Source organism: Asticcacaulis solisilvae, from assembly GCF_017875235.1.
Classification (GTDB): domain Bacteria; phylum Pseudomonadota; class Alphaproteobacteria; order Caulobacterales; family Caulobacteraceae; genus Asticcacaulis; species Asticcacaulis solisilvae_A.
The window spans coordinates 290,329-313,741 of the sequence record NZ_JAGGMI010000003.1; the positions used below are offsets into that span (position 1 = coordinate 290,329).

General features: G+C 56.4%; 25 protein-coding genes and 1 pseudogene. 20 read left to right on the forward strand and 6 right to left on the reverse strand.

What is annotated here, in order from left to right:
• Nucleotides 1–355: 355 nt before the first annotated feature.
• The 6 genes from J2X24_RS07705 to J2X24_RS07730 all read left to right on the forward strand — a co-directional run bounded on the left by J2X24_RS07705 (nt 356) and on the right by J2X24_RS07730 (nt 7,780).
• Nucleotides 356–1,669, forward strand: coding sequence for a reverse transcriptase domain-containing protein (locus J2X24_RS07705; protein ID WP_209719066.1), 1,314 nt, complete (start codon nt 356–358; stop codon nt 1,667–1,669).
• Between the two features lie 175 nt (nt 1,670–1,844).
• The gene (locus tag J2X24_RS22910; protein WP_404977818.1) at nt 1,845–2,075 is read left to right on the forward strand and encodes a DCL family protein; all 231 of its coding nucleotides are present in this window, start codon (nt 1,845–1,847) and stop codon (nt 2,073–2,075) included.
• Nucleotides 2,076–2,078: 3 nt separating this feature from the next.
• The gene (locus J2X24_RS07715; RefSeq protein WP_209719071.1) at nt 2,079–2,960 is read left to right on the forward strand and encodes a HamA C-terminal domain-containing protein; all 882 of its coding nucleotides are present in this window, start codon (nt 2,079–2,081) and stop codon (nt 2,958–2,960) included.
• 45 nt (nt 2,961–3,005) lie between these two features.
• Nucleotides 3,006–4,186 (forward strand): IS3 family transposase gene (locus tag J2X24_RS07720; protein WP_245344528.1). Its coding sequence is split into 2 segments (ribosomal slippage): nt 3,006–3,255 and nt 3,255–4,186, totalling 1,182 coding nucleotides; the frame shifts between segments, so codons are not numbered across the junction.
• 277 nt (nt 4,187–4,463) lie between these two features.
• Complete coding sequence (locus J2X24_RS07725) at nt 4,464–6,332, forward strand: SIR2 family protein (RefSeq protein ID WP_245344529.1); 1,869 nt, start codon at nt 4,464–4,466, stop codon at nt 6,330–6,332.
• Nucleotides 6,332–7,780, forward strand: a complete 1,449-nt coding sequence (locus J2X24_RS07730; RefSeq protein ID WP_245344530.1) for an argonaute/piwi family protein — start codon at nt 6,332–6,334, stop codon at nt 7,778–7,780. The genes J2X24_RS07725 and J2X24_RS07730 overlap by 1 nt, the downstream gene beginning before the upstream one ends.
• A 403-nt stretch (nt 7,781–8,183) precedes the next feature.
• Here J2X24_RS07730 and J2X24_RS07735 read toward each other — a convergent pair whose 3' ends face one another.
• Nucleotides 8,184–8,462, reverse strand: a complete 279-nt coding sequence (locus tag J2X24_RS07735) for a WGR domain-containing protein (RefSeq protein WP_245344531.1) — start codon at nt 8,460–8,462, stop codon at nt 8,184–8,186.
• Nucleotides 8,463–8,826: 364 nt separating this feature from the next.
• On the opposite strand from J2X24_RS07735, the gene J2X24_RS07740 reads away from it, so the two are divergent.
• The 9 genes and pseudogenes from J2X24_RS07740 to J2X24_RS22915 all read left to right on the forward strand — a co-directional run.
• Entirely contained in the window at nt 8,827–9,159 is a 333-nt protein-coding gene (locus tag J2X24_RS07740; RefSeq protein ID WP_209719078.1) for an ArsR/SmtB family transcription factor, read from the forward strand.
• A 7-nt stretch (nt 9,160–9,166) separates the two neighbouring features.
• A complete protein-coding gene (locus J2X24_RS07745) occupies nt 9,167–9,685 on the forward strand; it encodes an arsenate reductase ArsC (RefSeq protein WP_209719082.1) in 519 nt (172 codons plus the stop codon).
• 20 nt (nt 9,686–9,705) lie between these two features.
• A complete protein-coding gene (gene pstS / locus J2X24_RS07750) occupies nt 9,706–10,758 on the forward strand; it encodes a phosphate ABC transporter substrate-binding protein PstS (RefSeq protein ID WP_209719085.1) in 1,053 nt (350 codons plus the stop codon).
• Nucleotides 10,759–10,766: 8 nt separating this feature from the next.
• Nucleotides 10,767–11,462, forward strand: a complete 696-nt coding sequence (locus J2X24_RS07755) for an MIP/aquaporin family protein (RefSeq protein WP_209719088.1) — start codon at nt 10,767–10,769, stop codon at nt 11,460–11,462.
• Nucleotides 11,459–11,878: an arsenate reductase (glutaredoxin) gene (gene arsC, locus J2X24_RS07760; protein ID WP_209719090.1), complete on the forward strand. Its 420-nt coding sequence runs from the start codon at nt 11,459–11,461 to the stop codon at nt 11,876–11,878. The genes J2X24_RS07755 and arsC overlap by 4 nt, the downstream gene beginning before the upstream one ends.
• Entirely contained in the window at nt 11,856–12,584 is a 729-nt protein-coding gene (arsH, locus tag J2X24_RS07765; RefSeq protein ID WP_209719093.1) for an arsenical resistance protein ArsH, read from the forward strand. The genes arsC and arsH overlap by 23 nt, the downstream gene beginning before the upstream one ends.
• 8 nt (nt 12,585–12,592) lie before the next feature.
• The gene (arsN2, locus tag J2X24_RS07770; RefSeq protein ID WP_209719097.1) at nt 12,593–13,015 is read left to right on the forward strand and encodes an arsenic resistance N-acetyltransferase ArsN2; all 423 of its coding nucleotides are present in this window, start codon (nt 12,593–12,595) and stop codon (nt 13,013–13,015) included.
• 120 nt (nt 13,016–13,135) lie between these two features.
• Nucleotides 13,136–13,381 carry a type II toxin-antitoxin system Phd/YefM family antitoxin gene (locus J2X24_RS07775; RefSeq protein ID WP_209719100.1) on the forward strand — a complete coding sequence of 82 codons (246 nt, stop codon included), beginning with the start codon at nt 13,136–13,138 and terminating at the stop codon, nt 13,379–13,381.
• 110 nt (nt 13,382–13,491) lie between these two features.
• Nucleotides 13,492–13,809: pseudogene (locus J2X24_RS22915) on the forward strand (PIN domain-containing protein); the annotation flags it as partial.
• A gap of 837 nt (nt 13,810–14,646) precedes the next feature.
• Here J2X24_RS22915 and J2X24_RS07785 read toward each other — a convergent pair.
• From J2X24_RS07785 to J2X24_RS07805, 5 genes are all read right to left on the reverse strand, one after another.
• Entirely contained in the window at nt 14,647–15,867 is a 1,221-nt protein-coding gene (locus J2X24_RS07785) for a copper resistance protein B (protein WP_245344532.1), read from the reverse strand.
• 8 nt (nt 15,868–15,875) lie between these two features.
• On the reverse strand, nt 15,876–17,738 hold the full coding sequence (locus J2X24_RS07790) for a copper resistance system multicopper oxidase (protein ID WP_209719110.1): 1,863 nt from the start codon (nt 17,736–17,738) through the stop codon (nt 15,876–15,878).
• 151 nt (nt 17,739–17,889) lie between these two features.
• Entirely contained in the window at nt 17,890–18,930 is a 1,041-nt protein-coding gene (locus J2X24_RS07795) for an acyltransferase family protein (RefSeq protein WP_209719507.1), read from the reverse strand.
• 66 nt (nt 18,931–18,996) lie between these two features.
• Nucleotides 18,997–19,689 carry a DUF2231 domain-containing protein gene (locus tag J2X24_RS07800; protein WP_245344533.1) on the reverse strand — a complete coding sequence of 231 codons (693 nt, stop codon included), beginning with the start codon at nt 19,687–19,689 and terminating at the stop codon, nt 18,997–18,999.
• Nucleotides 19,690–19,783: 94 nt separating this feature from the next.
• On the reverse strand, nt 19,784–20,107 hold the full coding sequence (locus J2X24_RS07805; RefSeq protein WP_209719113.1) for a copper-binding protein: 324 nt from the start codon (nt 20,105–20,107) through the stop codon (nt 19,784–19,786).
• Between the two features lie 104 nt (nt 20,108–20,211).
• On the opposite strand from J2X24_RS07805, the gene J2X24_RS07810 reads away from it, so the two are divergent.
• The 5 genes from J2X24_RS07810 (at nt 20,212) to J2X24_RS07830 (ending at nt 23,404) form a co-directional block, all read left to right on the forward strand.
• Nucleotides 20,212–20,571 carry a hypothetical protein gene (locus tag J2X24_RS07810; protein ID WP_245344534.1) on the forward strand — a complete coding sequence of 120 codons (360 nt, stop codon included), beginning with the start codon at nt 20,212–20,214 and terminating at the stop codon, nt 20,569–20,571.
• The gene (locus J2X24_RS07815; RefSeq protein WP_209719116.1) at nt 20,568–21,008 is read left to right on the forward strand and encodes a periplasmic heavy metal sensor; all 441 of its coding nucleotides are present in this window, start codon (nt 20,568–20,570) and stop codon (nt 21,006–21,008) included. The genes J2X24_RS07810 and J2X24_RS07815 overlap by 4 nt, the downstream gene beginning before the upstream one ends.
• A 29-nt stretch (nt 21,009–21,037) precedes the next feature.
• Complete coding sequence (locus J2X24_RS07820) at nt 21,038–21,580, forward strand: RNA polymerase sigma factor (protein WP_245344535.1); 543 nt, start codon at nt 21,038–21,040, stop codon at nt 21,578–21,580.
• 10 nt (nt 21,581–21,590) lie between these two features.
• The gene (gene flgC / locus J2X24_RS07825; RefSeq protein WP_209719121.1) at nt 21,591–22,007 is read left to right on the forward strand and encodes a flagellar basal body rod protein FlgC; all 417 of its coding nucleotides are present in this window, start codon (nt 21,591–21,593) and stop codon (nt 22,005–22,007) included.
• Nucleotides 22,008–22,087: 80 nt separating this feature from the next.
• Nucleotides 22,088–23,404: a PQQ-dependent sugar dehydrogenase gene (locus J2X24_RS07830; RefSeq protein ID WP_209719124.1), complete on the forward strand. Its 1,317-nt coding sequence runs from the start codon at nt 22,088–22,090 to the stop codon at nt 23,402–23,404.
• Nucleotides 23,405–23,413: the final 9 nt, after the last annotated feature.

A 23,413-nucleotide genomic window follows, 5' to 3' on the forward strand; every position in this document is an offset into this window, starting at 1 on the left:
GGCTACGCTGCGCTCCGCCGAACTCGTGACATGTTCCACATGTCACTCGTTTCGAACCCAGTGGGTGAGAAGCCGCACCGGCCAGATATTTAAAAAGCCAGGCATCCCGGGGGATGCCTGGCTTTTTTAAATGGCGGAGACGGTGGGATACTCTCCCAACATTTCAACCCCAAAGAAATCCCCGTGTAGCAACGAACAAGCGCCTAGTGGGAATAGAAACTGTGTACCAGTTTTGTGTACCAGTGCAATTAATTGCACGGAAAAATGCAGAGCCGCTACGGCTTAACGTATCAGCAAGGCAGTCGCGGGTAACCAACGTTCGATAATCCACAGCATTTGTTACCCCCGAGTTGCCATGATCACTTTGAAGATATCGGGGCATTTGCTGGCCCTATCCGCCAATGACCCGCCATTCAAAGAAATTGCCAAGACAATCCAGGCCGCATACCGGCGCAAAAAGAAGCTATGGAAAGCGATTGAAGGCGCGCAGACCCTTGCAGACTTGAAGCAGGCTCAACATTTTTACGCCGCCTCGCCTTCCGTAAAACTCACGTACTTTCTCGATGAAGCTAAAAACAGCGCTAACAAAAAGACCGAGAGTTTCGGCCACTATGACGCATTATCCAAGGCGACAAATCTGTTCGCTCCAATAGATGAGCCCGTGGCCGTTATTGGCAAACGGATCAATCCAACTAAGGGGCCACGCCCCTACTGCTCATTTGGAATAAAACATAAAGTTGGGCAGAAGATCATCGCGGAGCTTGTGCAACAGCAGTTTGCCCCAAAGCCCTATCAGTACAATGTTTCAGGTAAGGGCATTCAAAAAGCGGTGGTCGAAATCAAAAAGCTTGTCGCCGCCGGCTATAATTCAGTCCTCCGACTGGACGTCAAAAAATTCTTTGACAGCTTTCACCATGATGCTCTAACCACGGCGCTACCGGTAGATAAAGGGCTATTGCAGCACTGTGCTATCGGGAAGCACTACGACGCTGAAGTGGTTACGCAGAGTACCGCGCAATCGTTCCTCAGCGCTCTGGAGAAATACGCCGATCTCGTCAGTCACGCGGGTATACCGCTCGGCAGCGCGGCGTCGCCAATTATCGCAAGCTACTTCATGTCAAAGCTCGACGTGACGTTGCCCGAAGGAGCGGTCTGCGTAAATTACGTGGACGACTTCTTGGTTCTCGCCAAAAGCGACCAATTGGCGGCCGAAGCGCACAAAGCCTTGCAGTCGGCTTTGAACGACTTATCCGTTGGTGATTTTGAGCTGCTCGAAAAACCGAGCAGCTCACCCTCCAAAATCTTCCATTTCTTAGGCCATACTTTTGAATTTGGCGCAGGTGGCAAACTGCACGTAACAGTCACACAAGCCAATTTTCAGAAAGTTTCAGACTTTGCCGCGAAGGAATTCTTCGCATTAGAAGACAGCCTCAATGGGGGCGTCGCGCTACATAATCAAGCTGGTTATCACGCACTTGCCCTCACCTATTCGAAACACCTTTATAGCTGGCTCGCGACGTTCTCCGAGGTCGACAACTTTGTGGATTTAGCGTCCGAGATAGAAGACTGGATCGCCTCCTATTGCCATTTGGCCCAGGTGCCGCTTGATACGGTTAAAAAAGTCAAACTTTCCAAGCATCGGGAGGCGTTGGAATATAGCTTGTCATAAACGGGAATGGCCGCGCAATTAATTGCACAAGCTGCTCTCCCCTAAAGATTGTGGTTGACTTTCGTGAAAATTGAAACAGCTAATCTTGTCAAGGGAGTGGCTAATGGTAAAACCAATAGATCTGGGCGTTATCAAATTTGCTCGGCGAAAAGACGCAGATCAGTATTTTAAAGACATGCTATCACGCTATTCAATAGGCGATGTGTTGAATGAAAATGACACCACAGTCCTAAGTGCGTTGCTAAAGAGACATCCAGATTACGATCGGAAGGTTGGAAGCGGGGTTGCTCGATTTGACGTAATACTAGCCGACTACGGGACACACTGCTTCCGGATAATACGTACTGACGGAACAAAAGAGCGCTTCTCCTACCCGACGTGTATCTCAGGAAAAAGTCGGGATTAACCCATGGACGGGAACACAATAGACGGGTCGAGCACAGTGCAACCTGATTTGTCCGAAGCGCTCCAGCGGGCTATCAGACGCGGTCCTACCGTAATAGATGCACACCTTCGTACACTGCAGCGTGACATATTGATCGGGGAAACCCGGACAACCGCCCATTGCTACTGCCTCCCTGTGGACGGAAACGGGCGTGTTCGTGTTAATCCTCTTGCGGATTTTCTCTACGAAAGGATCGTTGACTATTCAATTCCACGCCGAACGGTTGAGGAGGCAACCCGACAATTGCAAGAGACAGGCTCTACGGCCGGCCTAATGAAACTTCAGGCACGAGCTAGAGGTCTGTTCACTCACTTGGCCAAGTCCGGCGAGGGCGGAGAACTTTTATTGTTTGCCATGGCGGAGGCTGTCTTTGGCTTAGCACAAATCCTCTGCAAAATGACCTTGAAGACGTCTCCGCATGTTCACTACCATGGAGCAGATGGCGTCTACGCCGACGTTCGAACCGATGGCGGACTCAACGTATACTGGGCGGAGTCAAAAATATTCGGCGATCCCGTCGCGGCAATTCGCGAATGTCTCAATTCTTTGGCCCCCTTTTTGGTCGAGCCCGATGGCACACACGCCAAACGTGAACAGGACATATTGCTGATAAATGAGTTCGCAAATTTTTCTAACGCAGATCTAGTCATAGGCCTTAAGCAATTTTTTGACCGCGATACACCGGCATCACTTCAATTGCAGCACAGAGGCTTCGCTCTCGTCGGCTTCGATAGCCTGGCCTACGGCACCGACGGCGTTGAGCAAACTATGGATGCAATTGAAGCTGCTTTGAAAATAGAACTCCCAAGTTGGCAGAACAATATTGCAACTGACCCAGCCCCCTGAATTCCGGCCAGCAATTTGCAGAGTCGTCGATGAAGAGGATGGCCAATGCGCAAGAGCCGCTTTACGGAACAGCAGATCATATCGATGATCAGGGAACACGACGCCGGAGTTTCGGCGGCGGATTTGTGCCGCCGGCATGGTTTGTCGGAGGCGACATTTTACAAATACAAAGCCAAATTCGGCGGCATGACGGTGTCCGATGCGCAGAAGCTTCGAACCCTGGAGCAGGAAAACGGTCGGCTGAAGCGCTTGCTCGCCGAGGCGATGCTGGACAATGCTGCGCTGAAGGACCTGGCGACAAAAAACTACTGACGCCCGATGTGAAGCGACGGGCCGTACAGTCGATCATGACTGAGCATGGCTTGAGCGAACGTCGGGCGTGTCGCCTGGCTGAACTGGACCGGTCAACGTTTCAGTACGAGAAGCAAGTTGGCGGTGACGACACCCTGCGCACGCGCTTGCGTGAACTGGCCGGTGAACGCCGTCGGTTTGGCTATCGGCGCCTTGGCATCCTGTTGGCCCGCGAGGGCTTGGGCGCCAACCACAAGAAACTCTACCGGATCTATGCGGAGGAGAAGCTTGCCGTCCGCCGCCGTAGGGGCCGCAAGCGTGCGCTGGGAACGCGCCGTCCTATGACGTTACCGACAAGGCCGAATGAGCGCTGGAGCCTCGACTTCGTCTCTGACGCCTTGACCAACGGCCGACGGTTCCGCGTCTTGTGCGTGGTCGACGACTACAGCCGCGAGGCCTTGGCTACGCTGCCGGAGTTCTCGATCTCGGGCCTGCGGCTGGCTCGTGAACTCGATCGGCTTATCGCCGCTCGCGGCCGGCCGAAAACCATCGTCTCCGACAACGGCACCGAGATGACCAGCCATGCCGTCTTCAAATGGGCCCAGGATCGCCGCGTCGAATGGCACTACATCGCCCCTGGCAAACCCACCCAGAACGCCTTCATTGAAAGCTTCAACGGCCGCCTGCGGGACGAATGCCTCAACGAGCATCTGTTCGACAGGCTCTGCGAGGCCCGCCAGATTATCGAGGCCTGGCGTATCGACTACAATCTCAACCGGCCGCACACTTCGCTCGGCGGGCTGGCGCCGAGCCAGTTTGCTCAAAAATACCACCCACGACGGCCCGCTGCGCTTGAGCTCCGCAAGGGCTCCGCTCCGCGGGCCTTGACCCCGAACCAACAAACAGAAAGAAAGGCGAACGGACTCTCAGAATGAACGGCCCGGATCAAGGGGCTGGGTCACCATTTCAACAACAACTTTGCAGGGCAGGCGCGTAAGCGATGAGAGAACTGACCCAGTGGGAATTTGACATCTATACGCGCTCAGACTTTCCCAAGTTCTCGGTGGCGTAGACAGGCCGTTCGCCAGGAGCAATCAGCCCGACAGAAATAAGCCTCGGTCCCTTGAAACATTTTGATTGAACTTGGAGGTCTTAAAGTAATCTATAGTCTGCGAATCGTCCAAGGAGAGCGCCATTACTTCCATAACAACCATGTCTGCCAGCCAGTTTGCGACAGGTTTCGCGTTAAGGCCAAATCTAGTGGCGTGGTTCCTCGGCGCCGGCGCGTCCGCAGCGTCCGGAATTCCCACCGGCTACGCAATGATCCGCGACTTCAAAGCTCAAATTTTTTGCCGCGAGACCAACCTATCCAAACGGGAAATCGATACCGCTGATCCGATCTGGATCGAGCGGATTGACAATTTCTTTCGGCAAACTTCGCTGTTGCCTCCAGACGGCGATCCGACGGAATATGCCGCTGCATTCGAAGCCGTCTATCCCCAGCCCCGCCATCGCCGACAGTATATCGCCGACGCGATCGCAAAAGGTACACCGTGTTTTGGACACAAGGTGCTTGCGAGCCTGATGGCAGGAGGCAAGGTCAACTGCGTTTTCACTACTAATTTCGATCCTCTTATAGAGGACTCGACTGTTGCAGCGAACACAATACTCCCTATCGCGGCTCAAAGACGGCCCACCGTGGCAGCAATCGATTCTGCGGACCGAGCGCTTCGCTGCCTAGATGAATCCGACTGGCCTTTGATCGCGAAGCTTCATGGGGATTATCAGTCGATTGCGATAAAAAATACTGGGTCGGAGTTAGAACTGCAGGATGCCCGCATGCGGCATGTGCTTATTGAGGCCGGTAAGCGATTTGGCATGCTGTTTGTCGGGTATAGTGGACGGGACAGTTCGATCCTAGATGCCCTGAACGACGTTCTGACCGCCCCGTCGCCTTTCCCAAATGGGCTGTATTGGGTGGCTCCGTCAGCGAGCCGCCTACTTCCGGCTGTCACCGAATTCCTAGGTCGAGCCAAAGCTGCAGGGGTCGACGCGGCGGTGATCGAATGCACGACCTTCGACGAGTTGGGAGCGGAAATTGTCAAGACGACTGATTTACCGCAGGCTCTGTTTGATCGCGTTATGGAAGGAAGATCAACGCCGAGACTCGTGCCAGTTCAAATCCCGGATGCAAAAGCCCGGGCTTTCCCCGTGCTACGGTATTCGGCAATTTTACTCCAATCAATGCCGATAGCGGCGAGAAAAATAAAGCTGAGCCAATCAACGACATCGGCGGAGGTGCGCGAAATCTTCAAAGCAAAGAGATGTCGAGCGGCAGCGGCCGCGTTAGGACGGGAGCTTGCCGTGTTCGGGCGGGACCAGGAAATTCTGGAGGCATTGGCTCCGCTCGGCCCGTCGCTAGCTGGAACGATCGGACTCGATCCCGCTATCGATAGCTGGGCCCTAGGATTGCTTTATGATACACTCGTGCGATCTCTGGCCAGGCAGCGCCCTCTCATCCCGCGTTACAGGCGCTCAGGCCATTCGCTCGTCGTCGCCACACCGCGCGACGGCGATGATCCCCAGCAAACAAAACGGCGGCAACAAGCCTTATCGCGACTGCGTGACGCCTACGGAACCGACCTCTTCGGTACTGTCCCCAAACTAAACGTCCCGTTTCAGGAGGGTGTCCTCCTCAAACTGGAACAGGTTGACAGCAATTGGTGGTGTGGCTTTGAGCCCTATACTTTCGTAGAACTACCACGACAAGACGCTTTACCAATTCAGCCCCCGGAAGCTCTCTCTTCGGATGACACACTGGCTATTATGGAGATGCAACCCGGCCGCCGGAGTGATCCCGCAGGTGACTGGCGCCGCGAACGCTGGGCGCCGCGGTACAACAGGGATTGGGCTAACATTATTGGCGCCTGGGCCCAACTTCTTACTGAAGTGGAAGGCTCGACACGAAGCGCCTTTGGCATTGAGGATGGCACGGGCGTTGATGCCTTATTCAAAGTCTCAACTGTCACTGGGTTTAGTCGTCCGTCGCATCATCATGCCTACTTCGACAGGAGCAAATGATGGCAAATGCGGTCCTTACAGAGCTGCCGCCATTCACGCTTTTGGATGAGCCTCACCTTTCGTTTTCGCCAATCGACGCCACTCAAGTCGATGTCCATCCGCTACGCGGGCTCGTGAACTATGGGCCATACTCGAAGGCATCGTTCAGCGGCTATACTTCCCGCGTGCGGATAGCAACTGTGGGTCCGGAAAGCGCTTTCCATCGTCGCGGCGATCTGATGAAGCTCCTCCGCAACGTCCATCAGGCTTCCGACCGATCTGAATACGTTCCCGAATATCCCGGATTCGAGCGCCTTTTCCGAGTTGCGCTTGAGGCCGCGCCTCCCGCCGCGCACATCAAATGGCCTGAAGGACTGGACCAGCTGCCTGGCGACGGCGATGGGCAGCATCGCCTTTACCTAGCCATGGATGCTGCATTGCGTCGGCTCGATGCCGTGCGGAACGAATTCGACGTAGCGCTGGTTCACTTTCCAGATAGCTGGAACGTGGCGACACGTGGAAAATCGTTTGACGCGCACGACATGCTGAAGGCCTTGGGCGCCAAGTATAATATACCGACGCAGGTCCTGAACGATCGAGTCTTCACATTTAGCTACAAGGCTTCGCTCGCGTGGCGCCTTTCGACCGCTTTGTATGTAAAGGCTGCGGGCACACCGTGGAAGCTGGCACCGTTGAAAGGGGTACCTACGGATACCGCCTACATTGGTCTGGCCTACGCTCTCCGTGGCGACCAACAGGACGCACATTATGTAACCTGCTGCTCACAAGTCTTCGACATGGACGGAGGCGGCATGCAGTTCGTCGCTTTCGAGGCTCGGGATCCAGTAGCCGACGTCACCGAAGCCCGGAGAAACCCGTTCCTTAGCCGCGACGATATGCGAGCGGTCCTAGCTCGCAGTCTGGAACTCTATCAGGGACGCAACGGCGGTGAATTGCCGAAACGTATGGTGATTCACAAGACGACGGCCTTCAAGGAGAGCGAGATCGAAGGCGCGTTCGATGCCCTCGCTGGTGTAGCAGAAATTGAGTGTGTTGAGGTCAGCTCGGCATCTTGCTGGCGCGGCGTATGGCTCATCAAGTCAGGCGTCCAGAAGCCGCCGTCAAAGCCGTCGGGATATCCCGTTCCGCGCGGAACGATGGTGGTCCGAACAGGAAATTCTGCCCTGGTATGGGTGGCAGGTAATGCACCTGACGTCTCGACTAAGGGCGATTACTATCAGGGCAAGAAGAGCATCCCACGTCCTCTGCAGCTAATTCGGCACGCCGGGAGTGGGCCGCTTGAACTGATCGCTCATGAAGCTCTGGCACTTACGAAGATGGATTGGAACAACGACGCGCTCTACGACCCCGTGCCAGTCAGCATCCGTTATTCCCAGAAACTTGCCCGTACGATCGCGAATGTCCCGGACCTGCCACGAAATGTCTATCCGTATCGCCTGTTCATGTGACTTCGCCTGCGCACAGCTCTGAAGTATAGAGAGCAGGGCAACAGTTATTGCATTTTCCCTATGATTTGTACTGCCTCGGTTTTATACGGACCTGGAGGCCGCGTTAAAAAGGCCCGTTGCTACGATTAACCCTCTTCAGCAATTTCTATTCCCATCACAAATAAATGAATTTCGGTCGGATGGTTGCCAACGATTTGATCGGGCCTGAGGTCATAATGAGGCTCGAAGCAGACTTGGAGCCCGGGCAAAAAGCGTGACATTTCGGTCCTCGGATCAAGCTCGAGAATAGGTATTCGATAATTGAACCGACAAAATTCTCGAATAGCCGACAATCGGAGAAGCTACGAATTTCCCATAATTATTAATGTAAGCAATGGGTTACAAATGGGCGGGCCGCTGCCGCTCACGCGGGGAGGGGACTACTATAGCCACGACGCTCTTTCTGAAGCTTAAGCTTCCCGGCAAATTCAGCCGCCGCGGCGTCGCTTGAGAGCCAGTGCTGCTTGGATTGACCATTGGTTCCAATACGACCCCAGTGGCGCGTCACAGAAACATCGCCAAACAAACCCTGCTGGACATCAAGCTCGTAAAATCGCGCCATGTTGCGCGCTTGGTCAATCCGTCGCAAGAAAATGGTCGCCATCGCTGAATCCTTAGTGAATACAATGAGGTAACCTAACATGCTTCGACGATTTCCCATAACAAAATTGGTGCGAAATTTTCCGCGCATAATTAGTATTATGGGAAATATGTTTTATAATTCAATGTAATAGCCAATCTTCGATGCAATTTCAAGGCCTAGCCAAATCGCGTGTAATTATCCTCCACATTTTGCGTGGAAATGTGATTATAAATCGATGTTCGTTTACCCGGACCATTTGGCTGACGAAATGGCAAAGAAGGTCGCCGCCACCAAGTTAAGGCGTGGGTACGTTCGGCTAGGGCCCTCCCCTCAAGTGGCGAATTAACATCTGCCTAACGCATTACGTCGATCCGGTGCTCGCGGAGTGTTGACTCAATATCCATATATCATGTAAGCTTGATTTATGGATAAGAAACACGCCCTCGAAGCCCTGGCCGCTCTCAGCCAAGACACCCGTCTCGACGTCTTCCGCCTGCTGGTTCAGGTCGGTCCTGAAGGTATGCCCGCCGGCGAGATCGGCGAGCGCCTGGGCGTCAAGCAAAACACAATGTCTGCCAATCTCCAGGTGTTGTCGCATGCCGGTCTGATCCGCGCCGAGCGCGAAGGCCGCAGCATCCGATACTTTTCGGACATGGATGGATTGAAGGGCCTGCTGAGCTACCTGCTGGAGGACTGCTGCGGTGGCGCGCCTGAGCTATGTCAGCCGATCATCTCCAAGCTGACGTGCGTGTGTTGAGGCGGATATGAAAAACGTCCTGTTCCTGTGCACGCATAATTCGGCCCGGTCGATCCTGTCGGAAGCGATTCTGAACGCCAAAGGCGGTGATCGTTACAAGGCCTATTCCGCCGGTAGCGCGCCGAAGACGGCGCCCAACCCAACTGGCTTGGCCCTCCTGGAAGAGCGAGGTCATCCCGTCGATCAACTGACCTCGAAGTCCTGGGACATGTTTGCCGAGCCCGACGCGCCCAAGATCGATGTCATCATCACCGTCTGCGACAACGCCAAGGGCGAGGTCTGCCCGATCTGGCCCGGCCATCCGGTGGCCGCTCATTGGGGTATTGAAGATCCATCCGCTGCATCCGATCCTGAAGCCCGCAAGGCGGGCTTTGCCGAAGCCTATCGGCAGTTGGAGGCTCGCATCGACGCGCTTCTGGCCCTACCAGTCGACTTGAGTGACATTGAACTAAAACAGGCCCTGAACAGGATCGGGGCTGAAGGTGAAGGCGCGACGGAGACAGCCAAAAAGGCTCTTTCCGCCTGACATAAAGATGGAGGGTGACTATGCAGAAGCAGACACGACGTGGCCTGCTCACGACGGCGCTTGGCCTGATGGTCACCGCCGGTTCAGCGACGGCGCTGCCGGCGCCGCGGATCGTTCATGGCGCGGGCTCGACGTTCGCCTATCCCATCCTCGCGAAGTGGACCGATGCCTATAATTCCGCTGACTTCCCTGTCAATGGCGGCACGAAGATCGACTACCAGGGCGTAGGCTCCGGCGCTGGCATTGAACTGATCAAGGCGAGTAAGGTCGATTTCGGGGCGTCCGACATGCCGCTTTCCTCGGCCGAACTCAAGAAGTACGGCCTCGGCCAATTCCCGATCGTCATTGGTGGTGTGGTGCCGGTGTTTAATCTGCCGGGCGTTCCGCTCGGGGTCGTCAAACTCTCCGGTTCGGTGCTCGCCGATATTTATCTCGGCAAGATCACCAAATGGAACGACCCGGCCCTGAAGCGCTTGAATCCCGGCATCGCGCTGCCGGACGCCGCCATCGTCGTCACTCACCGCTCCGACGGCTCGGGCACAACCTTCAACTGGGTGAACTTTCTGTCGAAATATAGCCCAGAATGGAAAGCCAAGGTCGGCGAAGGCACGAGCGTCAACTGGCCGGTGGGCACGGGCGGCAAAGGCAACGATGGCGTCGGGCAACTGGTCCAGCAGACCCCCTATGCCATCGGCTATGTCGAATACGCCTATTGTGCGCAGAAGAAGCTGACCTGGGGACTGGTTCAGAACCGCGCGGGCAATTTTATCAAGCCGAGCGTGGCGACTTTCCAAAAGGCTGCCGACAGTGCGCAGTGGAAGCGCGAGCAAGACTTCTATCTGGTGCTGACGGACGCACCGGGCGCGGACGTCTATCCGATTACGGCCACGACCTTTATTTTGTTGCCGAAGGCGCCGCGAAACAATTTTGCGGCCAACCGGGCGTTGCTCGATATGCTGACATGGGCCTTGGAGAACGGCCAACAAGCCGCGCTCAGCTTGGATTATGTTCCACTTCCCGACAAGCTAAAAATCCAGGTCGAAATCTACTGGACCACTGACATCAAACACTAACGGGGCCAATGTTTTCCACGTCACGAAAATTGTTCGCCGAACTGCTCGGCACCGCGCTATTGCTCGCCATTGTCGTCGGCTCCGGCATCATGGGCGAGACCTTGGCCGGTGGCAATACGGCCATCGCCCTGCTCGGCAATACACTAGCCACTGGCGCGGGGCTGGTCGTGCTGATCACGATATTCGGGCCGATCAGCGGGGCGCACTTCAACCCGGTCGTCACTCTAGCCTTCGCCGCCCGGCGGGACCTCGGGCTGTTGCTGGCGTTCGGCTATATCATCGCTCAGGTCCTGGGTGCCGTGCTCGGCGTCTACGCCGCCCACGAAATGTTCGGCCAGGCGATTGTCCAAGTCTCGACCAAGCTGCGCGACGGACCGTCCCTGGCCTTCTCCGAAGCCATCGCGACTTTTGGCTTGATAGCCACCATCTTTGGCACGATCCGTTTCAAGCACGAGTTTACGCCGGTTGCCGTCGGGCTCTACATTACCTCCGCCTACTGGTTTACGGCTTCGACCTCATTCGCCAACCCGGCAGTGACGTTCGCCCGCAGCCTATCCAACACCTTCGCCGGCATCGCGCCGGCGTCGGTGCCACTGTTCATCGGGGCTCAGTTTGCCGGCGCCTTGCTCGGCGTCATCGTATTCGGATGGCTGCTTAAAGAACAGCCCACCGCCAAACCCATCAACCCGGCAGCTGAACTATGACCGTTACCATCTACCACAATCCCGACTGCGGCACGTCACGCAATGTCCTTGCCGTCATCCAAGCGGCCGGCTACCAGCCGAATGTCGTCGAATACCTGAAGGTTGGTTGGAAGCTCGACCAGTTGCTGCAGTTGTTCGCAGCGGCGAGCATCACGCCGCGTCAGGCGCTGCGCGAAACCAAGTCGCCAGCGAAGGAGCTCGGCCTTCTGGAGCCCGGCGTCAGCGACGAGCGCTTGCTTGCAGCCATGCTGGAGGAACCCGTCCTGGTCAATCGACCGTTTGTGGTGACTGAAAAAGGCACCAAGCTTTGCCGCCCGAGCGAAAGCGTACTCGACTTGCTTGATCGCTATCCGCCCGGTCCGTTCTATAAGGAAGACGGCGAGTTGATGATCGATGAGGCCGGCAAGCGTGTCTGAGAATCTACCGAATATCGACCAGGCGCTGTTTCACTCGACTAACCGCGCTGAGCTGTTCACCGTCGCCCGGGCGATGCACCCGCCCCGCATTCTGCTGCTTTACGGATCCGTCCGGAAGAGGTCCTTCAGCCGGCTGGCGACCCAGGAGGCCGCGCGTATCCTCGACGCCCTTGGCTGCGAGACGCGCATCTACAACCCCTCGGGCCTCCCGCTACCTGACGACGAAGATCCGTCCCATCCCAAGGTCCAGGAATTGCGCGAACTGGTCCAGTGGAGCGAGGGCATGGTCTGGTGCTCGCCTGAGCGCCACGGCGCCATGACCGGCATTATGAAGGCCCAGATCGACTGGATACCGCTCTCGCTCGGATCGATCCGCCCCACCCAGGGCAAGACGCTGGCAGTCATGCAGGTGTCCGGCGGGTCGCAGTCGTTCAACGCTGTCAACCAGCTCCGAGTGCTTGGCCGCTGGATGCGGTTGATCACCATCCCCAACCAATCGTCGGTCGCCAAGGCCTACGAGGAATTCGACGAGCACGACCGCATGAAGTCGTCGAGCTATTACGACCGAATCGTCGACGTCATGGAAGAGCTGGTGAAGTTCACACTGCTGACCCGCGACTGCGCCGATTATCTGGTCGATCGCTATTCCGAGCGAAAGGAAAGCGCCGAAGCCGCGTCTAAACGCGTGAAGCTGTCTTCGATATAGGACCTGCGATGCTTGAACGTGTAGCCAACGACGACCCGGCCTTAACCCTGGCGTTGCAGGCGGAAAACCTGCCCACGGCCGATCTGGTCGCGCCGAACAAGGCATTCTGGCGCCTGATCCGTGCCGGTGTCGTCGTCGGCTACGTCGGGCTCGAACTCTACGGAGATGCCGCCCTGCTGCGCTCCCTGGTCATCGACCAGGCATTCAAAGGGCGCGGCCTTGGTCGTGAGTTGGTCGAGGGCGCCACGGCGGAAGCGAAGGCGCAAGGTGTTCGCAGTCTGTGGCTGCTGACGAAGACCGCACAGCCATTTTTTGAGCACCTCGGGTGGCTACCCGCAGAGCGCGCCGCGGCACCGCCTGGTATTCGGAATTCTGAAGAATTTAAGGGGCTTTGTCCGGCCAGCGCCGCGTGCCTATGGACTCAACTCTAGACCTGAATCCGGACGGCCTTGTTCGGCTCAATATTCCTCTCCGGAAGATCGCGAGATCGCATTTATTGCGGAAGAGACTATATTTTCAAAAATATAGTCATATTTTGACTGGAGTGTTCAATGGCGACCTGGCAAGTAAACGAGGCGAAGGCGCATCTAAGTGAGGTCATCGATCGTGCCTGCAGCGAGGGCCCGCAAACAATCACTCGGCACGGCGCGGATCGGGCCGTAATCATTTCCGCAGCGGAATACCAAGCACTGCTTGCCGGCAAGCCCAATTTCAAGAGTTGGCTGCTAGGTGGTCCGAAAGTCGATGAATTTTCCGTTGACCGTGATCTGGACACCGGCGGGGATATCGCGCTTTGAAATCCCCCACACGCTATTTGCTCGACACCAATATTATTTCTGAGACTCGCCGTTTGCGTATGGACGAACACGTCCAAGCGTTTCTAAGCTAGGCCGACGCCAGCGCACTTTTTCTTAGCGTTTTGACTCTCGGCGAGCTTCGCAAAGGCGTGGCTATTAAGCGTAGGACAGACCCAACGACAGCCGACGCCCTGAGCATATGGATTGACGGTTTAGAACAGAATTTCGCAGACCGTATTTTGCCAATCGACAGTCAGGTAGCGAGGCTTTGGGGGGAGATTTCCTCTGATCGCTCGCAGCTGGTGATCGACACGTTGATCGCTGCAACAGCAATCAAACATAATCTGACACTGATCACCCGCAACGCGAAGGATCTGGCAGGTCTAGACTTAGAAATCGTCAACCCATTCACTCACGACGGGAAGTGAACCGGATCAGCCCCGCGCAATCATTTATGGAACTTGGTTGGCTATGCCGTCGTCGATCGGTTGCCTCGTGAACTTCCGACAAATGTCTCCAACGCGACGAATGTGATCGTCGGCCTTGGCGCCGTATCTGCGTGCTCTTTGCTGTATCAGGACCTCACAGCTTTTTGCGAGCGATACCTCGTCTTCATCAGACGCGACACGCATATCTGCACAGAGAGATGACAACTCACGGTATTCTGGGCCAGGGTCGTTATCCATCTGACTTCGCTGTCTAGCGCCAGCGCTCAAATAGGCCGCCGAATGATGCAGTGGCCAGGCGGCCTCTCGATAGCACGCATAAGCTAGAATATTTCGAGCCTCTTTCTGAGATTTTCCGGCCAGTCGTTGATCCAGGGAGGGGACGGGGGATGAGACGCAGGCCGACAGAAACATCGTAAGAGTGAGTATTGTGACAGCGCGTTTCATGGCTACCACCATGTCTGCTGCAGACAGCTCGATCCCAATACCCGTATGACTTCAGGCAATTTCATTCCCGCGTTTCGCATTGGTTTAATCGGGTTTATCGGGACAAGGTTGAGACGCGGAAGCTAACGGCACCTTGACGATCGTGTAGAACTTGTCCCGGGGATTCCTTGAACTTTTTACCGTCTTCAGAGTGTATGTCTTGCAGGCAGCGTCTTGAGACTTCGACCCCAAGGTGGTGCAAGCACCCAACGCGGTCATAACAAGACTCATCGTAGTAGCCACGAATGCCCTAACTGCTATGTGCCTTCCCATGAGAGAACCTCTGTTATGGTTCGGTCGACGGGGGACCATCGACCGCTATCTACCTCTCGGCTAAAAGAATGTTCGCAAGCCAACAACAAAGCTGGTTTGATGCGTTTTTTCACCGGCTAGCTTGGCGTAGTCTGCGGTTTTGCCGAACTTCTGGTCGAACGAGACGCCGACATACGGTCCAAAATTCCTTTTGATCTCATACCGTAAGCGAAAGCCTAGCTCGGCATTGGAAATGCCCGAACCGATACCGATCTCCGGCGAATTCTGAGCTGCTAGATTGACCTCGCCTCGGGTTTGCAAAATCCAGCGCTGCGTCAAACGAAGATCATAATAGATCTCGCTTCGGCCCATCACCTCGCCCTTGTTCGAAAGGAACAACGCGTTTTCGTTTTCCAACCAGAAGGGCAACAAAGTTTCTGTGCCGACTGTCAGATATGTCCGGGTCGGTGTCGGAGCGAAATCATAACGCACGCCGACTTGAAGGTCTGTGTAGACACCGATGGCGCGGGAATAGAGGGCTTGTACCTCGCCATCGCTGACTCCCTCTTTCGACGAGCCCATGCCTTCGGTCTTTGCGACAAAGCGGTTGAGGTCACCGCCGTACCAAGCTTCTCCCGACCAACGATAGCCGCTCCCGCTCGAACCGCTTTGGTATTCGGCAAGGTTGAGCATCACCTTTGACACTGTCGCGCCGCCATGTTCCTTACGCAATTGGGTTTCGGCGCGGTCCATCTCCCCCTTTCCGAAGAATCGATCTGCGACCCTCTCCGCGGGTGCCGCCGGAGGCGGTCCCATTGGGATGCTCTCTTCGCCATTTGGTCCCGGCATTTCCATACCGGACATGCCCCCTTGGTTCTGCGACATGTTCCCCATGCCGCTATCGCCCGGAGAGTTACTCGCAGCTGCGGAGCCCATATCCATGCCGGCCATGGATTTGTCGCCCATATTCATTCCGGACATGGGGTCAGGCTTCGCCGCGCCGTCCTTTGCGTCAACCTTCCCCATATCCATCTGACCAGCCATATCCATGCCGGGCATTGTCGACATAGCGCCGGAACCGGCGGCCGGCGTCGGATCTGAGGCCTTGGCCGGCGTCTTCTTCCCCGCCGCACGCTTCACCGTCTTTTTAGCGGTTGGTTTCTTGGCAGGCGTCTTTTTCGCCGCCGGAGCAGGCTTGGCCGCAGGCATCTGCATGCCCGGCATAGACATGCCTTGCATGCCGGAGTGGTCCTGGGCAGCGGCTGGCAGGGCAAACAAAAGTGGGGCGGCTGCAATGATCAACGCGCACTTCATTGAGCTGCTCCTTCGAACGGACGGACGGCAAACACTTGGAACATACCCGCGTGCATGTGGTAGAGCATGTGGCAGTGGAACGCCCAGTCACCAGGTTCTGCGGTGAAGTCCCATGATACCTTTCCGCCTGGAAGGACGATAACCGTGTGTTTTCTCGGCTTGTGTTCGTTGGGCGCGCCGATCACCAGGTCGAAGAAGTGCCCGTGAAGATGGATCGGGTGGGCCATCATGGTGTCGTTGATGAGCGTAACCCGGACCCGTTCGCCTTTTTCAAAGGTGTACGGCTTTGTGGAATCGCTGAATTTCACGCCGTCGAAGCCCCAAATGAAGCGCTCCATATTTCCGGTGAGGTGGATATCCAGGGCACGGGTGGGTGTGCGCGGATCGGGGTTCGCTTCGAGTGACACCAGGTCCTTATAAACCAAAACGCGGTGACCGACGCTTTCCAAGCCCTGCCCGGCTTCTCCTGTCCGATCCATGGGCATGGGTGCGATCGTCTGCACACCAGGACCCATTTTAACTCCGGGAGCGTTCATGGGATTGCGCATCGACATATCCATCTGCATGCCGCCGCCCTTCATATCGCCCATCGTATCCGAGCCGCGAGGTTTCGGCGGCGCCATTCCGGGTGGTGGCGCTTTCATGTCAGCCATGCCAGACATATCCATGGATCCGTGGTCCATGCCTTTCATTCCGGACATGTCGCCCATTGAAGAATCTCCGCTCATGGACATGCCGCCCATCGAACCCATGTCCATGCCCATGTCACGCATATTGCCGATCGGGCGTTTGCGAAGTGGCGGCACCTCCGCCGTCATCCCCGCGCGCGGCGCCAGGGTTGCACGCCCGTAGCCGGAGCGATCGACGGCTTCGGACATGATTGTGAAGGCCTTGTCGCCGGTCGGCTGGACGATGACGTCATAGGTCTCAGCGTTTCCAATCTGGAATTCGTCAACCTCGACAGGACGCACCATTTGGCCGTCGGCGGCCACAACCGTCATCTTCAGACCGGGGATGCGGACGTTGAAGACCATCTGTGCCCCGGCATTAATAAAGCGCAGACGCACCCGCTCACCTGGATTGAACAGTGCCGTCCAGTTGTCCCCAGGACCATGGCCGTTGACAAGGAATTTCAGGGCAGCCCCGGTTACGTCCGAAATATCCGTCGGGTCCATGAGCATCTTTGCCCAATCAATCCGCTCAGCGAGGGACTGGTCCTCTCCTTTCAACAAACCGGCGACAGTCTGCCGCTGATAGTTGAAGGCCCCAGCCTCCTGCTTCAAACGGGCGAAGATCATGTGCGGATGCATGAAGGTGAAATCCGACAGCATCACGACATATTCGCGATCCGATTGAACGGGATCTGTGTCGGCCGGATCAATCACGATGGGACCGTAATGGCCCATCTGCTCCTGTAGTCCGGAGTGACTATGATACCAGTAAGTGCCATTCTGGATGATCGGAAATTCGTAGACAAAGGTTTCACCCGGCTTTATGCCCGGAAAGCTCACGCCAGGTACTCCATCCATTTGGGGCGGAACAAGAATACCGTGCCAGTGGATCGAAGTCTCTTCTTTCAGGCGATTGGTCACCGACAGCTTGACGTTTTGCCCCTGTTTCAGCCGCAATATCGGCGCCGGCACGGTACCATTGACCGTAACGACGTGGCCCATTCGCCCATCGACGTCCAGATGGCTTTCGGTCACTTCAAGGGAAATATTCGGACCACTCAAGCTGGGTAAGTCGGCCAACCCCCGCGTGGCGCTTTGCGCCCAACCGGGGAACATGGCTGTCAAAGCTGTTCCACCGCCCATGGCTGCTACCGCGCGCAGTAGGCCGCGCCGATCCAAATCTTTCATCGTTATATCCCGTCAACTTGAAATGCTTGACGCGGCAAGCCGCTCTCTAAGATGACTACGCACCGCGGCAGTCTATCCCTCATCTCCCTACAAAAAAACGGTTGCGGATTTGATGGAAAAAGAATGTCGCTCCCGCCGCAAAGTAGCCAAGTCAATTGCCGGTGGGCCGGGCGTGAATACGCTGTGAGACCGCTTTGGCCAATTGATGGGATGGCCGCTCGATATATCTATACATGAGAGCCGAAAGGCCGAGTGAGACGCCTAGTCCGACTACGATAAAGGCCGCAGCCGAGCTGACGTTGACACCCAGATATTGCCGGGCGATCCAGGACGTGCCGACAACGACCGGCCAATGAACCAGGTAAAGGGAATACGACCGGTCCCCCGCCCATCGAAAGATTGGCGAAAGCGCCACAGACCTTGTCACATCGAACGACGCCAGAATAAAAACAATGGCCGCCGCAGGCAACCCGACCAGGGCGACGCGCAGCCATTCGGCGGCCCCTCCCTGCAAATTGTGGGACGCGAGATTAAAATAGGCCGCTCCGATCAACATTAACGCACCGGCGCCCAGCAGCGAAGGTAAATTGTTGAACCGGCTCGCGCCCTGCAGAGCAATCGCGATCCAGGCCCCCATGAGGAACTCCAAGGGCAACGGCGCTAGCGCGAGGTGAACTATCGACGGCTCATTGAACAGCGGCAGAAACAGGCCTGAGGCAAGGACGATCAAGGTCCATCCTCCAAGAGCGAAAAGTCGCCTCTTCCCTGACAGTAATAACAATGTCGAAAAGATCAGGTAGAAAATCACCTCATAGGAAAGAGTCCAGGCCGGCCCGAGCAAAGGCTTGCCGCTGAAGGGCATCAGACTCACTTGGCATAGGACCGGGCAGACCGTTTCTTCGGGCATGGCGCTAGGGAGCGCTACTGCCGTCATCACGGTCAGACCGAGTGCCGCCCAATAGGGTGGATATATTCGCCCCGCCCTCCCCGCGAGAAACGCGACGCTGCTACGCAAACCGTCGCTTTTCTCGAAAGAAGACCAGGTCATGAGAAAGCCGGAGAGGACGAAGAAAAGGTCGACGCCCGACCATAACAATCCCGACCCGGGAAGCAGCCAGCCCGCCGAAAACCTTAATCCTGCATATTGCCCGAGGTGATGAACCAGCACGGCAAGGGCTGCCACACCTCGCATGGCTTGGATTGCGGGCAACACCGAAGTGCCAGGTCGAATAGACAATTCGGGGTCGCCCTTGCCAAGTCAGAAATTCATGTGTCCAGCGCCATGCGTGATTTCCCCGCCCATGAACGCCTGAGTCAGAATGACGACGACTGCCAGAGCCAGCAGCATTTCATAACCCCTGGAGCTTGGCCTGGTTGCGGCGACTTCGGCAGGACGCTTGAAATACCAAAGCGCCAGCAACAAGAAGGGGATTGCAGTTCCCGTCCAACGATGCAGTGTCAGGACCAGCTCGTCTTGAGCTGTAGGCCATCCCGCATCCATCCATCCGGCCGGCGCGGCGACGAAGGCGCCAAGGGCTGCCAGCGCCAGCAAAATCTTGTTCGCGGCCGTATAAACCGGCTGCTTACGAACGGCGCCGGCCAGCTCAAGAAATGCGACGACAAGTGTCAGGGCAATCGGAAAGTGAATCAGCGCCGGATGCCAAGCACCAAGCCAGGCAATCAAACGCCCGACAAACGTTGTCGGTTTGGGCTTATTCATGTCCATGCCCATCGACATCCCGCTGTCGGTGGCAGTCGGCCAGCTCATTTCCATCCCGGGCATGTCGCTCATAGCCGCATCCGACGCACCCGATAAGGACGTGGCGGAACTCGCAGCAACGGCCGACGATTCCTGGGCATGGTTTTTGTGCGCCGACGCGGGGAGCGCGGCAATCGACACGACGAACAGCGCGCCAAACACGGCAAGCCACTTTAAAATATTTGTCTTCACTGAGATCGCTCCATCAGCTTCGCCTGCGACAGGACGCGCGCTAACACATTGAAATGGAAAAAGAGCCCGGGGTGAGGTCCGGGCTCTCTTCACGCTACTTGCCGTGGATCTCGGAGATCACCGGCTTTCCGTCCTGGTTTTTCAGGACGAAATGGACGCTTTGGCCAACCGTGAGGCCGCTCGCCAACTCCGGCTTTTCCGTCTTGAAGGTCATCGTCATGGCGGGCCACTTCAAGGCGGCAATCGGTCCGTGCGCGATAGTAATCGATGCGCCTTTGGGGTCGATCGCTTTGATGACCCCCTCGCCTTCGGCGGTCTGCGCGACGGCGTGATCGTGTCCTGCATGGGCGAAGGCCGCCGGTGCGACAGCAAGAACCGAGAGCCCGGAAGCCGCAAGGGCAATAAGCAATTTTTTCATGTCATGAACTCCTACGAATGGGCAAACGACCCACGTATTTAGGAGTACGCGCGCCAAACGGCTTCCCCTCGCCACTGTTCAAAAAAATAAGGAGGACGTAAAAATTGTTTGCCGAACTTGCGGGATTTGAAAAGACGATGCGTATTGTCAATGGGCGCGGTGGAGAATTGGCAATGAGTAATAGGTTGGAAAAACTAATAGCGATCTTGAATGGCGGCGCCTCCGCTGACCAGCTTGCCGGGCTGGAAGCCGTTGTCTTGCAGGGCATCAACGAGCGTAGACAGGAATTCAGAGTAATTTCTGCAGTAGCTCCTTTCGGCTTCGTATCTATCGGCCTAGCGATGGCCATCGGCGTGTTCATCGGAAGCTTCACAGCGTTGGGGTCACTTGAAAAGTCCTCGGGAACGCCCCTGAACTCTGGAGCCAGCCTTGCGCCCTCTAGCCTGCTGGAGGGGGGGCGTTGAGCGTCACCCGGGCCATCTTATTCACACTTGCGCTGTCGATAGTCGGCGCGGTTTTGGGGGCGTGGGGTGGCGCGCAATATGTTCTGCGAACAATGCATCATAACCCGCCGCTTCATGAAATTGTTCACAAGAAGCTTAACCTGACGCCGGCGCAGCAAAAGCAGATTGAAGCGCTGGAAGCGGACCACGCGCTGAAAGAGCATGCCCTGGAAGCCGAAATGCGCGCGGCAAATCTCCAACTCGCCCAGGCGTACAAGACTGATCCGACCTATACGACCAATGTCCAGGCCGCAGTCGACCGCTGCCACATGGTGATGGGAGAAATGCAGAAGGAAACGATTCGCCACGTAATAGCCATGCGTGCCGTTTTGACGCCAGAACAGGCCAAGGCGTTTGACGATACCGTCATCCAGGCGCTGAGCGATCAAGCTCAGTGACTTTCGGGCAAGAGTCGTCAGATACAGAATTGGCGAAACTCGCCGGGACAGGCGACGACCGGGCGTTTTCGGAACTTGTACGCAGGCATAAGGACCCACTGTTTCGATTATTGAGGAGGTATGCGGGAAACCCGGACGACGCCTATGAAGCGGTTCAAGAGGCCTTTATATCTGCGTGGAGCGCACTCGACCGTTACGATAGTTCGAGACCGTTCGGTGCATGGCTTCGGACGATCGCAATCAATAAAGCCCGCGACCGTAGCCGGCGGGCCGCAGTCAGACGGCTGATCTTTTCGTCTAAATCCATCGATGACGCCCAGGCTATGGCCGTTCACGACATGAGTGCCGCGCCAGAACAGAATCTGACGGATGGCGAAGAAGCGCGTCGCCTTGACCTCGCAATCAGCCGCTTGCCCGCGAACCTCAAAGAGCCACTGCTGCTCACAGTGTTCGATGGCAATTCGCAGCAGGCCGCAGCCGACATCCTGCGCGTGTCCGTAAAGACGATCGAAACGCGCGTGGCGCGCGCCCGGAAAAAACTATCGGAACAATTGGGGGGCAGACTGATTTAGGGAGACGAAGATGGTCAAGACCACAGACGACGCGATCGGCGCGGTCGCGGTGTCCGCTTTGAGGGCGCAACAAGCCCGCATGCGGATCATTGCCGAGAATATCGCCAATTCCAATTCCACATCAAGGACACCCGGCGGCGAACCCTATCGGCGGCAGGTACCGGTTTTCAAAGTAGATGACATTGAGGGCGCCAAGGGCGTGGCGCTCGCCCGGGTCGATCCCGACACCACCCCATTTCCGCAAGAATATGACCCAAGTCATCCAGCCGCTAACAAGGATGGTTATGTCATGCTGCCGAACGTTTCCGGCACGATCGAAGCCATGGACATGCAAATGGCAATCAGAGCCTATGAAGCCAATTTGAACGTCATTGAGAACCAGGACGCCATCGAGAAATCCTCACTTTCAATTCTCGATAAGGGATAGGCGGGCTCCGCGCGTATATCAATAAAGCCGATGCCGCTCAGCCGCCGTTCTTGGGACTGGAGGCGTGCTTGGAGAAAGAAATGCACAGAGCCATCGGGATTTCGCTAGGCCTGTGTGCCGTTTCCTTGGTCGGTGCGTGCAGCGAGGTTGCCAGAGTGCCGCTTCAGGCAACGGCCGGGCCCAATCCAGAAATTCTGCCACCCACAAGGACACTTATTCCTACGCTTAAGATCGCCCCTGCGACGGGATGGCCAGCCGGGAAAATGCCGGTTACGGCCAGCGGACTGAAAGTCAACCCCTTTGCTACAGGCCTCGACCATCCTCGCTGGTTATTGGTACTGCCGAACGGTGACGTCCTGGTGGCTGAAACCGACGCTCCGCGAAAGCCCGACGATGCGAAAGGCATCAAAGGGATGGTGATGAAGGCAGTGATGAAGAAAGCCGGCTCAGGCCTTCCAAGTGCCAATCGGATCTCAATACTTCGGGACAGCGATGGGGATGGGGTAGCAGATGTCCGGCAAATACTAATATCAGAGCTGAACTCGCCCTTCGGCATGGCCTTGATCGGCAATGACCTCTATGTCGCCGACAGCGACGCGATCCTGAAATTTCCTTACCATGCCGGCGACCTCAGTATTGCGAGTAAGGGCACAAAGGTGGCAGATTTGCCTGCCGGCACAATCAATCATCATTGGACGAAAAATATTCTTGCCTCTGCAGACGGCGGCAAACTGTACGTAACCGTCGGATCGAACAGTAATGTCGCCGAAAATGGTCTCGAAGTCGAAGCCGACCGCGCCGCGATCTTTGAATTCGACATTATATCTCAACAGCTGCGGCCGTATGCGACCGGACTGCGGAACCCGAACGGCTTGGCGTGGCAGCCCCAAACCGGAGCCCTTTGGACAACGGTCAACGAACGTGACGAAATCGGCAGCGACCTGGTGCCGGATTATATGACCGCCGTGAAACCGGGCGCGTTCTATGGCTGGCCGTATAGCTATTATGGCCAACATATCGATACGCGCGTGAAGCCCCAACGGCCAGATCTCGTTGCGCAGGCGATCGTTCCGGACTATGCCTTGGGCGCCCATACCGCATCATTGGGCCTGGCCTTCTATTCCGCACACCTCTTCCCGGCGCACTACATAGGCGGCGCCTTCATCGGACAGCATGGTTCGTGGAACCGCCAGCCCCAGAGCGGTTACAAGGTCGTATTTGTCCCTTTTCAGAATGGTCAGCCCAATGGGCCGATCGAAGATATTCTCACGGGTTTCTTAAGCGTCGACGGTAAGGCCATGGGTCGGCCTGTCGGGGTCGCGATCGACGCAAAAGGCGCCCTCCTCGTCGCTGACGATGTCGGCCACACGATTTGGCGGGTTGTGCCGAGCCAATAGTCGTTGGTC

What these genes read in the sequence shown, in the direction of transcription:
- J2X24_RS07705 (WP_209719066.1), top strand. Translation starts at nt 356, where the DNA reads ATGATCACTTTGAAGATATCGGGGCATTTGCTGGCCCTATCCGCCAAT.
- J2X24_RS22910 (WP_404977818.1), top strand. Translation starts at nt 1,845, where the DNA reads ATGCTATCACGCTATTCAATAGGCGATGTGTTGAATGAAAATGACACC.
- J2X24_RS07715 (WP_209719071.1), top strand. Translation starts at nt 2,079, where the DNA reads ATGGACGGGAACACAATAGACGGGTCGAGCACAGTGCAACCTGATTTG.
- J2X24_RS07725 (WP_245344529.1), top strand. Translation starts at nt 4,464, where the DNA reads ATGTCTGCCAGCCAGTTTGCGACAGGTTTCGCGTTAAGGCCAAATCTA.
- J2X24_RS07730 (WP_245344530.1), top strand. Translation starts at nt 6,332, where the DNA reads ATGGCAAATGCGGTCCTTACAGAGCTGCCGCCATTCACGCTTTTGGAT.
- J2X24_RS07735 (WP_245344531.1), bottom strand. Translation starts at nt 8,462, where the DNA reads ATGTTAGGTTACCTCATTGTATTCACTAAGGATTCAGCGATGGCGACC.
- J2X24_RS07740 (WP_209719078.1), top strand. Translation starts at nt 8,827, where the DNA reads ATGGATAAGAAACACGCCCTCGAAGCCCTGGCCGCTCTCAGCCAAGAC.
- J2X24_RS07745 (WP_209719082.1), top strand. Translation starts at nt 9,167, where the DNA reads ATGAAAAACGTCCTGTTCCTGTGCACGCATAATTCGGCCCGGTCGATC.
- pstS (WP_209719085.1), top strand. Translation starts at nt 9,706, where the DNA reads ATGCAGAAGCAGACACGACGTGGCCTGCTCACGACGGCGCTTGGCCTG.
- J2X24_RS07755 (WP_209719088.1), top strand. Translation starts at nt 10,767, where the DNA reads ATGTTTTCCACGTCACGAAAATTGTTCGCCGAACTGCTCGGCACCGCG.
- arsC (WP_209719090.1), top strand. Translation starts at nt 11,459, where the DNA reads ATGACCGTTACCATCTACCACAATCCCGACTGCGGCACGTCACGCAAT.
- arsH (WP_209719093.1), top strand. Translation starts at nt 11,856, where the DNA reads ATGAGGCCGGCAAGCGTGTCTGAGAATCTACCGAATATCGACCAGGCG.
- arsN2 (WP_209719097.1), top strand. Translation starts at nt 12,593, where the DNA reads ATGCTTGAACGTGTAGCCAACGACGACCCGGCCTTAACCCTGGCGTTG.
- J2X24_RS07775 (WP_209719100.1), top strand. Translation starts at nt 13,136, where the DNA reads ATGGCGACCTGGCAAGTAAACGAGGCGAAGGCGCATCTAAGTGAGGTC.
- J2X24_RS07790 (WP_209719110.1), bottom strand. Translation starts at nt 17,738, where the DNA reads ATGAAAGATTTGGATCGGCGCGGCCTACTGCGCGCGGTAGCAGCCATG.
- J2X24_RS07795 (WP_209719507.1), bottom strand. Translation starts at nt 18,930, where the DNA reads ATGCGAGGTGTGGCAGCCCTTGCCGTGCTGGTTCATCACCTCGGGCAA.
- J2X24_RS07805 (WP_209719113.1), bottom strand. Translation starts at nt 20,107, where the DNA reads ATGAAAAAATTGCTTATTGCCCTTGCGGCTTCCGGGCTCTCGGTTCTT.
- flgC (WP_209719121.1), top strand. Translation starts at nt 21,591, where the DNA reads ATGGTCAAGACCACAGACGACGCGATCGGCGCGGTCGCGGTGTCCGCT.
- J2X24_RS07830 (WP_209719124.1), top strand. Translation starts at nt 22,088, where the DNA reads ATGCACAGAGCCATCGGGATTTCGCTAGGCCTGTGTGCCGTTTCCTTG.